General features: G+C 41.7%; 7 protein-coding genes. 2 read left to right on the top strand and 5 right to left on the bottom strand.

Translation table 11 applies throughout. The features are described from left to right. Positions 1 to 601: 601 nt before the first annotated feature. The gene (locus tag ACFE93_RS30505) at positions 602 to 2518 is read left to right on the top strand and encodes an NACHT domain-containing protein (protein ID WP_375479204.1); all 1917 of its coding nucleotides are present in this window, start codon (positions 602 to 604) and stop codon (positions 2516 to 2518) included. Between the two features lie 34 nt (positions 2519 to 2552). Here ACFE93_RS30505 and cruF read toward each other — a convergent pair whose 3' ends face one another. The 5 genes from cruF to ACFE93_RS30480 all read right to left on the bottom strand — a co-directional run bounded on the left by cruF (position 2553) and on the right by ACFE93_RS30480 (position 10766). Beyond that, complete coding sequence (gene cruF / locus ACFE93_RS30500; protein ID WP_375479202.1) at positions 2553 to 3473, bottom strand: gamma-carotene 1'-hydroxylase CruF; 921 nt, start codon at positions 3471 to 3473, stop codon at positions 2553 to 2555. 98 nt (positions 3474 to 3571) lie between these two features. Then, positions 3572 to 4420, bottom strand: coding sequence for an acyl-CoA desaturase (locus ACFE93_RS30495; RefSeq protein WP_375479200.1), 849 nt, complete (start codon positions 4418 to 4420; stop codon positions 3572 to 3574). Positions 4421 to 4844: 424 nt separating this feature from the next. Continuing rightward, positions 4845 to 5054, bottom strand: a complete 210-nt coding sequence (locus ACFE93_RS30490) for a hypothetical protein (RefSeq protein ID WP_375479198.1) — start codon at positions 5052 to 5054, stop codon at positions 4845 to 4847. A gap of 502 nt (positions 5055 to 5556) precedes the next feature. After that, positions 5557 to 9786, bottom strand: coding sequence for a chemotaxis protein CheB (locus tag ACFE93_RS30485; RefSeq protein ID WP_375479196.1), 4230 nt, complete (start codon positions 9784 to 9786; stop codon positions 5557 to 5559). A gap of 539 nt (positions 9787 to 10325) precedes the next feature. Then, positions 10326 to 10766 carry a response regulator gene (locus tag ACFE93_RS30480; RefSeq protein ID WP_375479194.1) on the bottom strand — a complete coding sequence of 147 codons (441 nt, stop codon included), beginning with the start codon at positions 10764 to 10766 and terminating at the stop codon, positions 10326 to 10328. A 1629-nt stretch (positions 10767 to 12395) separates the two neighbouring features. Here ACFE93_RS30480 and clpB point away from each other — a divergent pair. Then, positions 12396 to 15014 carry an ATP-dependent chaperone ClpB gene (gene clpB / locus ACFE93_RS30475; RefSeq protein ID WP_375479192.1) on the top strand — a complete coding sequence of 873 codons (2619 nt, stop codon included), beginning with the start codon at positions 12396 to 12398 and terminating at the stop codon, positions 15012 to 15014. Positions 15015 to 15186: the final 172 nt, after the last annotated feature.

Genomic DNA, 15186 nt, shown 5'->3' with positions numbered 1-15186 from the left:
ATTTTAGACTTGTGTGTACACCATAGCCTTTATAAGAGGGGATTAAGGGGGGTCTATTCGACTTATACAAGAGGTCTAATACGTCCTTATTAAATCCCCTAAATTTATGGGGGATTATCTTTTTACTCTTTACTTCTTAAGCTATAGCAGTTCCGTACCTAGTGAGGTACGTTTTCAAAGGTAGTAACCTTAGTAAAAAAGATTTGGGTGTAACTCTGCTGCTTAAAAAATGCTATAATCTATTGAAATATTAATTGATAACAAGCTAACTTTAAGGACAAGTATACAGAAGTTCTACAACATTTCTTATAAATACTAAGTACTCAATGGTAGATAAACTTTGAACTTGATGCAGCACTACAGCTACTAAATATAGAAAAACTTTCTCTAACATTAAACATGAAGTAGTAAAAAATACTTAGATGTTTAAATTTATACTTAGAATAATATAATCACAGGATATTGGCTGAAGCTGCTTTAAATGCAATCATTAGTATTTAAAAATAGCAAAAATAGCTAACTTACTTTTTAAGTACTTACGAAACTGGATGTATCAATAATGTCAAATTTAACAATTCTTATTTGATGTGTGTAAGCTTCTATGGTAAAGCGATCGCTCCAGGGATCAATCACTGGGATTGAACAAGCTAAAAAAGCATTTGCTCATAAGGGGTGGACACAAGAAAATTTGGCTTTTGAAGTTAACTTAAAGACTCGCCAACCAATTTGGCGGTTTTTTAGTGGGCGTCCAGTTGAGCGTCATATCTTTATAGAAATTTGTTCTATATTGTCGTTGAATTGGCGGGAGATTGCGGCTAATCCTCCAGAAGAATTCCCTGAATCAAAAGAACTTGATGCTGCTGAATTTTTGGATATTGATGCTCTAGTACAACAAGTGCGATCGCAACGCTTCGACAAAATTCAACACCAGTGCGGCACTTTGCAGTTATTAGATATTAATCGTCCCGTTAAGATAGACGACATTTACATTGATGTCAACATTTTGGAGGAGATTGCGAGCCTTCAGTGGTTAGAATTTGCTGATTTGCAAAACTTTACATCAAAAGAATTTGATCGTTTTGGTTTAGGTGAAGTATCCCAGACACAAATCGCGGGGATCGCGGCAGTTCAAACTTACTCAAAGCTGCGGGTGTTGGGTAAACCGGGAGCAGGTAAAACCACTTTTTTACAACATCTGGCGATTCAATGCAACCGAGGCAGATTTGCTGCAAATCGGGTGACTATTTTTGTCACCTTAAGAGATTTTGGGGACGAATCTAGAGAAGCGGGGGAGTTCAATTTACTCAACTATATTTGTAAAGAATTCCTCACCTGTGGAATTCCAGATCCATCTGTGCTGGAAACTTTGTTGTTAGAGGGCAGAGTGTTGCTGTTGCTAGATGGATTAGATGAAGTACTCCATCAACAGAGCATCGGTGTCGTTAATGAGATTCGCAGACTATCTGAAAAGTATCAAAAGAATATGTTTGTTGTCACCTGCCGCACCGCAGCTAAAGCTTTCAACCTCAGACGCTTTACAGATGTTGAAATTGCCCCTTTTAGTCAAGATAAAATTGTTGATTTTGCTCAGAAGTGGTTTACAGCAGTTACGAAAACGAACATCCAAGATAAACAACAACAGGCATTTGAGTTTATTGAGAAACTAGATTTACCCGAAAATTTACAATTTCGGAGACTTGCTGTCACTCCCTTATTTTTGCATCTCATCTGCTGGGTTTTTCATCACCAGAACAAATTTCCAACCCAAAAAGCTACGTTTTATAAGCAGTGTTTAGACCTGCTCTTGGGCAAATGGGACGAAACTAAAGCAATTGAGCGGGATGAAGTATACCAAGGTTTTTCATTACCACAAAAACTTAAGTTGCTGAGTCAAGTTGCTAACGCGACATTTGAGCAGGGTAATTACTTTTTTGAACAACGCATTGTTGAGCAATACATTAGCGATTATATCAGTGATTTGCCGAATGCTTCCACAGAACCAGAGGAATTGGAATTAGATAGTCAAGGGGTACTTCAGGCGATAGAGTTGCAACATGGATTGCTAGCAGAAAGAGTGCGGGGAATTTTCTCTTTCTCTTATTTGACGTTTCAAGAATACCTGACTGCTCGAAAAATTGTTACCAGTTATAATTTACAAGCATTAAAACAACCGTTAGAACGTCTGGTGACTCATATTACTGAACCCAGGTGGCGTGAAATCTTTTTGTTAACGGTTGCTATGCTACGGAATGCAGATTTTCTGGTGCAGTTGATGAAGCAAGAAATTGATGCGCTAGTGGCTCAAGATCCATATTTGCAAAAATTTTTAAAGCATCGAAACATTCAGGATCACTGGCACTTTAGCCCTAAGCAACAGCAAGCACTGCAACAATATTACGATGCGAACCAGTTGCTACTCGATTGCCTCAATAGCAACTGTGAGATAACAGCCGTTGTGCGACAGGAGATTGAAACCAGTTTGTTGTTGCCGATAAAAGAACTCTCAAAGCAAGAATGACAGGGATTGTGATCAGGCATGAGGCCCTGCTCTTTCATTTCGCTGCAACTTTGACCCTATCTACAATTTCTAGTGGTTCAATGGGAACTTGTCCAGGTGTAGATGAGCCTTTCAACCACAGCAGCACTGCGGGAGTTACACCCAGCAACAAGCCTAGCAACACGGGTACAAAGAATCCAGCTGTTAAGCTCATGACTGTAGCGAAACCAAAGTTACTTAAATAAACTGCTAAAGGTATATTAAGTTGCGTGGGCTTTGCCCACTGCAGGTATCGCTCCCAGTTAATTGGTTTATTTCTCCACAACAGTGCAGTCACAGTCATAAATACTGAGCTAGTACCCAGCCACCCCGCAAAGTTTTGGTAAGGCATTCCAAAGAAGGGGCCTGGTTGTTGCCAATACCAAAAGGGCAGGGAAGTTTGACTCATTGCAGGATCGAGAACAAAATCCCAGGAAGTTAGTAACAAAGCACCCAAAGCGATCGCACTTATATGACGCCACAAATTGGGTTTTTTGTCCACTTCTAAACCTGCACGTGCCAGCAGGTAAGAAACAAATCCCAAATAAAACCACGACAAGGGAATTGTAAATGGGACTAAACCCGCAATCTTATAACCTAAACCGCTTAGGTAACTATAATGACCAAATGGAAAACCAGTACTGGTTCCTAGTAATTCACTTCCTAGAGAAATAAATACAGATGGCAACAGAAATGCCAAAGCGCGACCTAAACCCAAAGTCCGCGTGGCATACAAGAAAACACCTGCCGCGCCTAAAATCATATAAACTACACCGCCTCCTGCCATACTCCATTGCATAACAGTTTGTCCAACCTCGGATAAGTTGAAAATTACTTGGGCATTAGGCACAACCAGTAACATCCCGACCAATCCAAATATCATTGACACGATATGACCAATAAGGCTTATGCGTTCAGCAATAATAAGTTGTCTCATGATAATTCCTTAACAAAATATGACACGCAGCGACTCGGCTGTTAAAAGTTTCAATTGTTTAAGAACATATTTAGAAAGTTATTGAATACAATCGAGCCTCAATTGAGATTTGCAGGAGGCATTACCACTTTTTTGGCTAACCCCAGCGTCTTCAATATTTGAATTGCCCACCACGTCATATCTACCTGCCACCACTGCCAGCCAGCCTTTGCCACATTAGGATAAGCATGGTGATTGTTGTGCCAGCCTTCCCCAAAGGTTAGGAGTGCTGCCCACCAGAGATTACGAGATCCATCTTCGGTTTCAAATGTTCGATTCCCAATCAAATGCGTTGCTGAGTTAATTAACCAAGTCGTGTGCCAGAGTAAAACTATTCTGACAAATATCCCATAAACTACAAACGACCAGCCACCTAGTACATACAGTAGAACTCCTAACGGCAGTTGCAGTAGTAAGAAATAGCGATCAAGCCAGGAGTAAAACGCATCGCGTGCCAAGTCGGGAGCATATTTACGATAAGTGTGGGTAGCAAAAAATTCAGCGCGGGGGTAGAGAATCCAAAGAATATGGCTCCACCAAAAACCACGACGGGCAGAGTAGGGATCTTTGTCTACATCTTCGGTAAAGGCATGGTGCAAACGATGTCCTGCTACCCAAAAGATGGGGCCACCTTGCATGGCTAATGCGCCTAAAAATACAAAAACATACTCCAACGGTTTCGAGACTTGAAAACTACGATGCGTCAGTAAGCGATGATAGCCTAAGCAAATACCGATACTGCCGAACAACCAATAGAGTGCGATCGCCACACCTAGCGCTGACCAAGAAAAATACCAGGGAGCAAGCAGGGTCATAGCATGAATAGTAGCAAAAAAGGCTGCATTTCTCTTACTTAATATGAGTGATTTTCTACCCGTTGGAGCAGAGCTAAATGATTGAACTGTCACAAATCTTCCTTAAAAATACTTGGGTGTTTGTATTTATATAAACCCTGTACTAAATATTGCCTTTCATTAATTAGCTACGAATTAATGAAAGACAATACCCTACAATGCCAATGCATAAAAATGCATTGTTAATGCGTCGGCTTACATTGTTAATGCGTCGGCTTACATTGTCAATGCGTCGACTTACATTGTTAATGCGTTGGCTTACATTGTTAATGCGTTGGTTTTCAATACGGTTCGGTTAACATATTTGTCTCTCGAAGATCCCCCCAACCCCCCTTAAAAAGCGCCACAGGCGGGGGGATCTTATCCGAACCGTATTGCGTCGGTTTACATTGTTAATGCGTTGGCTTTTACGCAAAACTCTATTAAGTCAGCTAACGGATGAGAGGAATACTAGGTTATAGCCTTGTTAAAAGTCTGATTATGTCGTCCGCAAATCTGCCTCGGTGAGGAGTATCATCGTTTCTGCACCAACTCTGCCAAAGTCAGGCTCTAGCCCTAATGCCATCTCAATCAGATACGTCCATGTGCCAGATTCAGGAGTGTATCTGCGTACAATCCCTTCTCCACCAACAAAGCTTACCCATTGAGTATTGCGAAACTTACGCAGCTTCATGAAGGTTGCAGTCATGCTTTTGATTCCTCAATTCATAGTTGATACTTTCTGTTTTAATAGAATAAATTAAATATGTTTTGTATCTTTTTAAGTAAAGATGTTAAACATCATCTATAACTTGAGAATGTTTTAGGTGCAGATTAGACAATTTATACGTAATTAGAACGTTTATTCAAACATGATATATAGCAGTCATAAATAATATCATGTCCGCCAAATTACCCATAATAAAAGAACCCCTCCCCGCAAGCGGGGAGGGGAGACAAAGCGTAGCTTTGGCGGGGTGGGGTACAATAACTGTGGGAATCATAACTAAATTATGCGGACATCATATAATTAATTTGTAAAAAATTAGTTCCCGGATTCCTCAAAGAAGTCGGGGATTTGGACACCGCGCATTTTTACAAATCAAATGTTGTATTGCTATATTTGACAACAGTACCCTCAATTACGAATTACGTTAGCGCAGCGTTAGCGAGTCAGACGCTCCTACGTCGCTATCGAGCGTCATTACGAATTACGAATTATCTATGACTCGTCCACTCAAATTTGCAATCATTAATATCAATTCAGTCAGTTCAATGGGTTTAGCTAGATGCATTTGGAAACCAGCATCAATCACCTTTTGCTGCTCTTGTTCGCTGGCATAGGCAGTGATTGCTGCTGCTGGAATTTGTCCCCCAACTTCAGCCTCAAGCTCTCTAACCTGACGAATCAGGGAGAAACCATCCTCCTCTGGCATCCCAATATCTGCTAGAAGCAGATCGTATCTGCCAGGAGATTCAGTTAGAGCAGCGATCGCTTCCCTTGCCGATGTCACAACCACTACTTCCGCCCCGAAGTCTTCTAACATCCACTTGATTAAGTCGCGGCTATCCGCTTGATCGTCTACAGCCAAGATGCATAACCCTTCAAGGGTAAGGGATGGACGCTTACCATTTAATGGATCTGGAGTCTCTGATAAAACGCTCGGCTCTAAATAAGTTAGCGGTGTAATTTCCGGCGGCATTGAGCGCAGAGGCAGCCTGATGGCGATCGTGGTTCCTCGTCCCTCGCCTGGACTTTGCGCTTCAACTGTTCCACCGTGAAGTTCGACAAGATGACAGACGATTGACAAGCCCAATCCAAGTCCCTGACTTGTTTTGCTGCTGCTGGAATTTCCTTGGCGGAAGCGCTCAAAAATATATGGCAGCAAGTCTGCCGGGATGCCAATTCCTGTGTCGCTGACTCGAATTTCAGCGTGACTATATACAGCTTCGAGCATAACTCCCACTCGCCCATCGGCTGGAGTGAACTTAATCGCGTTAGAAAGTAAATTCCACATAACTTGCTGTAAACGGTCAAAATCTCCGACAACTGTCGCCGAGTTCAACTGTGAAATAATTTGAATGCCTTTCGCCTCTGCGGAAAATTCGATAGACTCAATCGCGGCATCCACTACTGAAACTAGATCGATTAGACGAGTGTTTAAATGAAGCTTTCCACTCGTAATCCGTGATAGATCCAGCATATCATCGATTAACTGAGCTTGCACTTTAGCACTCCGCTCCACCACTTCCCAGGCACGAGCGACTGCTGAAGAATCTAAATCGCGGGTACGGAAAAGTTGTGCCCAGCCGAGTATAGTATTGAGCGGGTTACGAAGTTCATGGGAGAGGTTCGATAGGAATTCATTTTTGGCTCGGTTGGCATTTTCCGCCTCTTGACGGGCTGACTGCTCCTGTGCTAGAAGTTGCGATCGCTCTAATTCAAACTGCTTGCGATCGCTAATATCTTCAATCGCCAGCAAAATCCTTTGGGCTTCTCCCTGTTGAATAATTTTCCAACCATTGAGCAGCATGGTTTTCTGCCCAATCTGCTCAAAACAATGCTCTACCTCTAAGTTTTGAATAGTGGTATCGTTGGCGAGAATGTCTTCTAGGAGCAGTTGTAGTCCGGGTAGGTTCCACTGACCATTCCCTAGTTGAAAAATCAGAGATTGCGTTGTCTGTGATGGTGAAACCTGAAATGTTTCATAAAACGAGCGATTGGCTTTGTTCACCCGGAAATCAGAATCAAGCACAATTAACGGCACTTGTACCGTCTCCACAATTGCTTCAGCGTAATTCCGGGCTTGTTCTAAGGTTGTAGCAGTGCGTTTGAGAACATCAATATCTATTAACACCAACACTACACCGTCAATCTGGTTTTCTGTGGTGCGATAAGGACGGATGCGGAGGTTGTACCAATGTCCCCCTAGAGTTTGGACTTCTAATTCTTTGATGCTGAGTGTGTCAAGTACCTCCAAAATTAGAGTTTCTAAGTCAGGAATATTCAGATTGGCTCTGATATCGCTCAAAGGTCGTCCAGCATCGGCGGGAATTAAATTGAAAAGCCGTTGCGCCATTGGCGTAAAACGTCGAACCCGTAAGTCCGAAGTCAATATCAAAATAGGAATATTGATACTGCCAAGCAAATTAGTCAGATCGTTGTTAAGTTGGTTTAATTCCAAATTTCGAGAGCGAAGTTCTTCATTAGTTGTGTTAAGTTCTTCGTTGGTTGCCTGAATCTCTTCTTTAGCAGTTTCTAGCTCTTCATTGGTGCTTTGCAACTCTTCATTGCTGGAGAGGATTTCTTCATTAGCAACTTTCAGGTCTTGATTGATGTGTTCCTGCTCTTGGATCACCGCTTGCAGATATTCTTGAGTTGCGGCCTTCTCTTGATTGGCGTTTGCTATTTCTTGCTTTAGCCGAACAATCTCTCGCTCTAAGTCTGGCTGCTCTTGGCTCTCAGGATTAAAAGAGCTGAGATTGCTAACTCTGGGTATGGCTTCTTCAAATAAAACCAAAAAGTAGAATTCTTCCTTGGTCGAAGGCTTGAATGGAATCACCTCAAGATTGATCATTCTTGAAAGATTGCCGGATTCAATTCGTAACCCTTCCTTTCTAACTAGAATTTTTTGCCGTTGTGCCTGATAAACTGTAGCGCGTAGCTCTACGAGCAAGCCTTGGCGCACCATTTTAAATAAGTTGAGACTCGGTTTTCCAGGTGTAAGTTTTAGGTAGAGATCGATTTCTCCCCGAAGTTGCAGCACCTCCATCTTGTTGTTGATTAATACACCCACTGGGGCATAGTGATTCAAGATCAGTTGGTCAGTTTTTCTCTCTAAATCAAACTCATCTGATGGATTCTCATTGGTCAGCTTGGATTCCTCCACTTTTATTACCGGATAATTGCTGGTAACGAACGATAGAATTGGAGGATTTGCAGTTAGCTTCTTGGCATAAATTTTATACTTTTTGTCAATGGGAGTAAACAACTCGGAATATTTACCTGTGCTTTCTGAAGTTCCCAACAGTAAAAACCCAGTTTGGTTGAGACTGTAATGGAAGATGGGCAATATCCGTTTTTGCAACGTTTCGTCCAAGTAAATTAGTACATTCCGGCAGCTAATTAAATCTAAGTTGGAAAAAGGGGGATCGCTACCCAAGTCTTGTCGGGCAAACACACACAGTTCGCGGACAGCTTTACTAATTTGATACCCACCGCCTTCAAGGGCATTAAAGAATCTGCGGCGGCGCTCTGGTGAGACTTCCATCATTTGATTCTCTACATAAATGCCCGATCTTGCTTTGTTAATCGCTATCTCGCTGATGTCTGTGGCAAAAATCTGGATTGGCGGCTGGGTGACTTTATCTGACAAAAACTCCAGCAAGGAGATGGCGATCGAATACACTTCTTCGCCCGTGGAACACCCAGCTACCCAAATCCGAAATGGCAATGCTGATTTGTTTTGGATGATAATGGGAAAAACTCGCTCTTTCAAGAATTGAAATGCTTCCGGGTCACGGAAAAAATAGGTAACGTGGATCAGAATTTCTTCATAGAGCGCTTTGACTTCACTCGGATTCTTTTGTAGATACTGGGCATAATCCTCCAACCGTTCTAGTTTATACAACAGGATTCGGCGCTGGATTCGGCGAGCGAGGGTGTTGGGCTTGTAGTGGCTAAAGTCAACGCCAGTTTGCGATCGCAATAACACAAATATAGTCGCCAGGGCATCCCCCTGTTCGGGCAACTTCTCAATTGCGAGCGCTGGCAATAAGTCAGAAATAAAAGGATTGTGACTGAGGTTTACCAGTTCCTCAGCGATTTTTTGAGGCGGTAGTACAAAATCGACATTGCCTGTAGCAACAGCTGTATTGGGCATACTATCGAATTTGGCCGTGTCTTCACACTGAGCAAAAGTCACCCCTCCAGCTGCCTTGATTGCCTTTAGCCCCTGTGCACCGTCTCCATCCGCCCCAGATAAAACCACTGCGATCGCTTTGTTCCCTCGATCTGCTGCCAATGAAGTAAAAAACGCATCAGCAGGCATATATTTCCCCTGGACTTTCTCTCGCGGCGTGAGTTGCAACACTCCATTAGATAAGATCATCTTAGTGTTAGGCGGAATAACGTAGACCTTGTTAGGTTCTATAGTCAGGCCATCTTGCACTTCAGTGACAGGCATTTTAGTTGTTCTTGCCAGAATCTCGCTCAACAGACTCTTGTGGTTAGGGTCTAAGTGTTGAATCAGTACAAACGCCATACCTGTATCAGTAACTAAATGCCTGAGTACCTGCGTAAATGCCTCTAATCCACCCGCAGAGGCGGCAATGCCAACAATGGGAAATAAAGCTTTTGCCATGTCTTGCTGCTCTATATCGAACGCTTCATTAGCGGTAGATTCAGATACAGGTTGCTCAGAGGATTGATCGGATGTCATAGGATGAAGTTTTGCACTGCAATGGTTTGGCAGCTAAGGTTTATATTTTAGTTCAGTTTACTTACTTGCCTTGTATTTAATAATAGTTTGAGTATAAACTAAGGTTGCTTTGGGTGGTGCGCGTTTGCGTTGGCGTAGCCTCTCCTAGAGAAGCGTCTCGCAGAGAAGCGCAGCACAAGCGCGATAGGCAGCGAGTAGGGAGTAGGGAATTAGCCTTTTCGAGTTATACCAATTTTTTTCACGCAATCAAACAGGAGTCCTATATTCTCAAAATATAAACTATAAACTATTTAAGTTTTCTAAATCCAAGTCACTGCCAAGAAGTAAGAAGCTAGAATAAATCCAATACCAATAATTCCGCTACTTAAAAGCAAAACTAATTGAGTTAAAAAATACATTTGATAACTCTTGAGATTAATCCTATCGTTTATCAAGTTGATTAGTAGCATTTGAAAAAGAATTATCCCCACCCAGAAATGACCCATATCATTACTTATCAAAACTTAGACTACTATATCTAAGACATTAATTAGAACTAGTTAGCATGAGCGCAAATGAGGATTATTAGCAAGTGTTAAAATGCCAAGCACAGAAACGAAATCGTCAACAGCTATCGGTTTAGCAAAGCATAAACTAAACCCAGCTAAAAGAGCACGTTGATACATATCTTCAGTTACAGCGCCTGTCAGAGCGATCGCTGGCACTACTTTGCCTCGTTCTCCCGTAAGTGTTCTCACTTGGTGAATCAGAGCATAGCCATCCTCCTTTGGCGAGGAAATACCATTTAAGAGGACATCAGGTTGCCATTCCATAAATATTTCCAGAGCTTGCTCTTTTAAAAATGCCGCTTGCACGCTCACACCATAGGATTGCAACATCGGCGTGAACGAATTGCAGAAATTGACATCATTATCTACAAGGAGTACTCGTAGCCCTTGTAGAAATGAAGAATGAGTAGGAAATCTATTATTTATATGCATTAGAGTTTCAAAATTGAGATTTTATTAAGCTTTGAAATGTCTTTAAGTAGTGAATCTATTATCTGCTGGCTTGAAGTTCAATAAACGTCTCATCAGTAGGCCCAAAAACGGCGAACGTGCTATTACCTTTCAAACTATCTAACTCTCTTATAGGACTCATATTTAATTCTTGCGAAGCTAGGTACACATGAATTCCCTTCTTTCAAGTTAAGAGTTCCTTCCCTATCGCGCTTGTCGCTGCGCTTCTCTGCGAGACGCTTCTCTACGAGAGGCTGCGCCAACGCAAACGCGCATCACGCAAGTAAGTTCAGTAATCAAATCGGATTTTTATAGCAGCTTTGATTGCAGCAACTAATATATTAAAGACACTAGTTTTCATCACCACATCGCTCAGATAAACCGTTTTATTTGACTTACTAAGTATAATTTTTATAAACAATATTTACTCTAACATCCTATTGTTAAAGTTCATGTTTAAATAAATGTTTTAATAACGTATAATTTGTATAAAATGTATAAAAATAACAATAAAATTTTTGATAAAAAAATTAAATCATTCCAATGATCAGTAACTAATGCTATCAATACTATGTCTAATGAAGTAGAATTTTTCTGTCGTTCAGTACTAATTAACACAAAATTTAAATTACTGTACGTATATGCTGTGCCTGAAGGTGACAAAGAGGCTAGTACCGCAAGGCGGAAGTCAAAAGTCAAAAGTTAAAAGTCAAAAAGCTTATCATAATAGGCTTTTCAGTGATTTAAAATGGTCTGTTTATTTATGCCGACCTGTACTAGAAAGCAGACTGGATAAAAAATATAGTACGTAAACCCTGATGAAAATAGGGTAGTTTACCAGGCTTTAAACGTATGAACTCATGAATTAAATCAGTCCAAAACTCCATCGCAGCTACTTATAAGTAGCCATTGCATTCCAACCTAAAAGGCACTATATCAGAGGTATAATCGCTTTAATTCTTTCAGACGGCCAACATATTTTTAGTTTTTAGTCTTAACCCAAGCGTATAGCATTACTTCCCTGGAAAAGTCACCATAGAATATTTGGAGATGAACAGTGCTTATCAAGTGGTAGCCCTCTAACTATGGATTCGCTTGGATTTGTTTTCGTAATCGTACAGCACGGCAGTAACAAAATAGACGACCAATATCATGAGTGATTGCAAGCTTAACTAGAGCATATCGAAGTTGAAAATTTAATAACTATCGTTCTGTTTCCTATTTTTATGACCGAAAAAGACTCATGATACAAGCCCCTAAATTTATTTATGGGGATTAAAAATGTTTGACTTTTGACTTTTGACTTCCCCGTTCGCGTAGCGTCTCCTAGAGTTGGGGCTGACTATCATTTTGATTTGATGCAACTTCAGGTATTGCGTTAAGTGCAATGAGTGAGAATAACAAATAAGAAATGCGAACTACGGGAAAATACCACTTTTACAAGACGTGAACACCGATCTAGGCGATCGCCCTCATCTTCTTACAATAACGATATGAGAACAAAAATTTTCCTTTCCTTTGAGTCTAATCTACGGAAAACCGCCGTGAGCTGAGGCCAGCAGTGCTTTGCGCTTTTACGATGTCTAATATGGTTCGTTCCTGAAAAAGCCTATGCAACCTACTAATCCTAACCAATTTACAGAAAAAGCCTGGGAAGCGATCGCCCATACCCCGGATATTGTTAAACAATATCAACAACAGCAAATTGAAAGCGAACACCTGATGAAAGCGCTGCTAGAACAAGATGGTCTAGCAACTGGGATTCTCACCAAAGCGGGTGTTAACCTCCAAAAACTGCGCGATCGCACTGAGCAATTTTTTCAACGTCAGCCGAAAGTATCTGGTAATAGTACCTCAGTATACTTAGGACGCAGCTTAGATACACTTCTAGATCGAGCAGACGGATATCGCAAAGAGTTTCAAGACGAATATATTTCAATTGAACACTTATTGCTGGCTTACGCTAAAGATGATCGCTTTGGCAAAGGTTTATTCCAAGAGTTTGGTTTAGACGAAGGCAAGCTAAAAAATATTATTAAACAAATTCGTGGGAGTCAAAAAGTGACCGACCAAAATCCAGAAGGCAAATACGAAGCACTGGAAAAATACGGGCGTGACCTTACAGAAGCTGCACGTAAAGGTCAACTCGATCCAGTGATTGGGCGGGATGATGAAATTCGTCGGACTGTGCAAATTCTCTCTCGCCGCACCAAGAATAATCCTGTGCTAATTGGTGAACCAGGTGTTGGTAAAACTGCGATCGCCGAAGGATTAGCACAACGTATTATCGCAGGTGATGTACCTCAATCCCTCAAAGACTGCAAGCTAATTGCTTTAGATATGGGTGCTTTGATTGCAGGGGCAAAATTTCGGGGTGAATTTGAAGAACGTCTGAAAGCGGTATTAAAAGAAGTTACTGAATCTACCGGCAAAATTGTTTTATTTATTGATGAAATTCACACTGTTGTCGGTGCTGGTGCAACCCAAGGCGCGATGGATGCTAGTAACTTGTTAAAACCAATGTTGGCGCGGGGCGAATTGCGCTGTATTGGGGCGACAACCCTAGATGAATACCGCAAACATATCGAAAAAGATGCCGCACTGGAAAGACGCTTTCAGCAAGTTTATGTCGATCAACCCAGTGTAGAAGATAGTATTTCGATTTTGCGCGGGTTGAGAGAACGTTATGAAAACCACCACGGGGTGAAGATTTCTGATAGTGCTTTAGTTGCCGCCGCCGTATTGTCGAGTCGATATATTAGCGATCGCTTCTTACCAGATAAAGCAATTGACTTGGTAGATGAGGCCGCCGCGAGATTAAAAATGGAGATTACCTCCAAACCAGAAGAACTCGACGAAATCGATCGCAAAATTCTGCAATTGGAAATGGAGAAGCTATCGCTGCAAAAAGAAAGCGATGCCGCTTCTCGCGAACGTCTAGGAAGATTGGAAAAAGAAATTGCCGATCTTAAAGAAGAACAAAAAACTCTGAATACTCAATGGCAGTCTGAAAAAGATATCATTGACAAAATTCAGTCTGTTAAAAAAGAGATTGAACGGGTCAACTTAGAGATTCAACAAGCAGAACGCGATTACGACCTTAACCGCGCTGCTGAATTGAAATACGGTAATTTAACCAGTTTGCATCGTCAATTGGAAGCAATAGAAGCTGAATTGGCAAGTACTCAAAGAAGTGGTAAATCACTATTACGGGAAGAAGTCACCGAAGGTGATATTGCCGAAATTATTTCTAAATGGACAGGAATTCCGATCAGCAAGTTGGTGGAATCGGAGAAAGAAAAACTGCTGCATTTAGAAGATGAACTGCACCGCCGGGTAGTTGGACAAGAAGAAGCAGTCACAGCAGTAGCCGATGCAATTCAGCGATCGCGGGCTGGATTAGCCGATCCCAATCGTCCCATTGCTAGCTTTATTTTCCTTGGGCCTACGGGTGTGGGTAAAACCGAATTGGCGAAAGCGCTGGCGGCATATATGTTCGATAGCGAAGATGCGCTAGTGCGAATCGATATGTCTGAGTACATGGAGAAACACGCCGTCTCTCGCTTAATCGGTGCGCCTCCAGGATACGTCGGTTATGAAGAAGGCGGACAACTTACAGAAGCGATTCGTCGCCGTCCATACTCAGTGATTCTTTTCGACGAAATTGAGAAAGCACACCCCGATGTCTTCAATATCTTCTTGCAAATTCTTGATGATGGACGCGTCACTGATGCCCAAGGTCATAAGGTGGATTTCAAGAACGCTATTATCATCATGACCAGCAACATCGGTTCGCAGTACATTCTTGATATTGCTGGGGATAACGCCCATTATGACGAAATGCACCGTCGAGTCATGGAAGCAATGCGAAATAGCTTCCGTCCAGAGTTCCTGAACCGGATTGACGAAATCATCATCTTCCACGGTTTGGATAAGAGGGAATTGCGGCAAATTGTGCTATTGCAAGTGGAAAGATTGCGGCAAAGACTGGGCGATCGCAAAATATCTCTGAAACTCTCGGATGCCGCCCTTGACTTTTTAGCAGAAGTAGGGTATGACCCAGTGTATGGGGCACGTCCACTGAAGCGGGCGATTCAGCGAGAGTTAGAAACTCAAATTGCTAAATCCATCTTGCGCGGCGAATTTAACGACGGCAACACCATCTTTGTAGATGTGCAAAATGAAAGGTTGTCCTTTAGCCGTTTACCAGTTGAAGTCTTTACCGGATAATTACATCTCATAAATCACACACAAAAACCCGTTTTATCACAGAAAGCGGGTTTTTGATTATTTTAGTGAGAAAGCGGGAATCCTAAATTATATTCAGAAAAAAAATTGGAGATTAGGAAAACTATAGCGGTTCTCAGTTGGGTGAAATATAGTAACAGCAGTGGGTAAACCA

This window comes from uncultured Nostoc sp. (genome assembly GCF_964247315.1).
Lineage (GTDB): Bacteria > Cyanobacteriota > Cyanobacteriia > Cyanobacteriales > Nostocaceae > Nostoc.
Note: the sequence above shows the minus strand (reverse complement) of the source record. Positions and strands in the feature narration are given on the sequence as shown.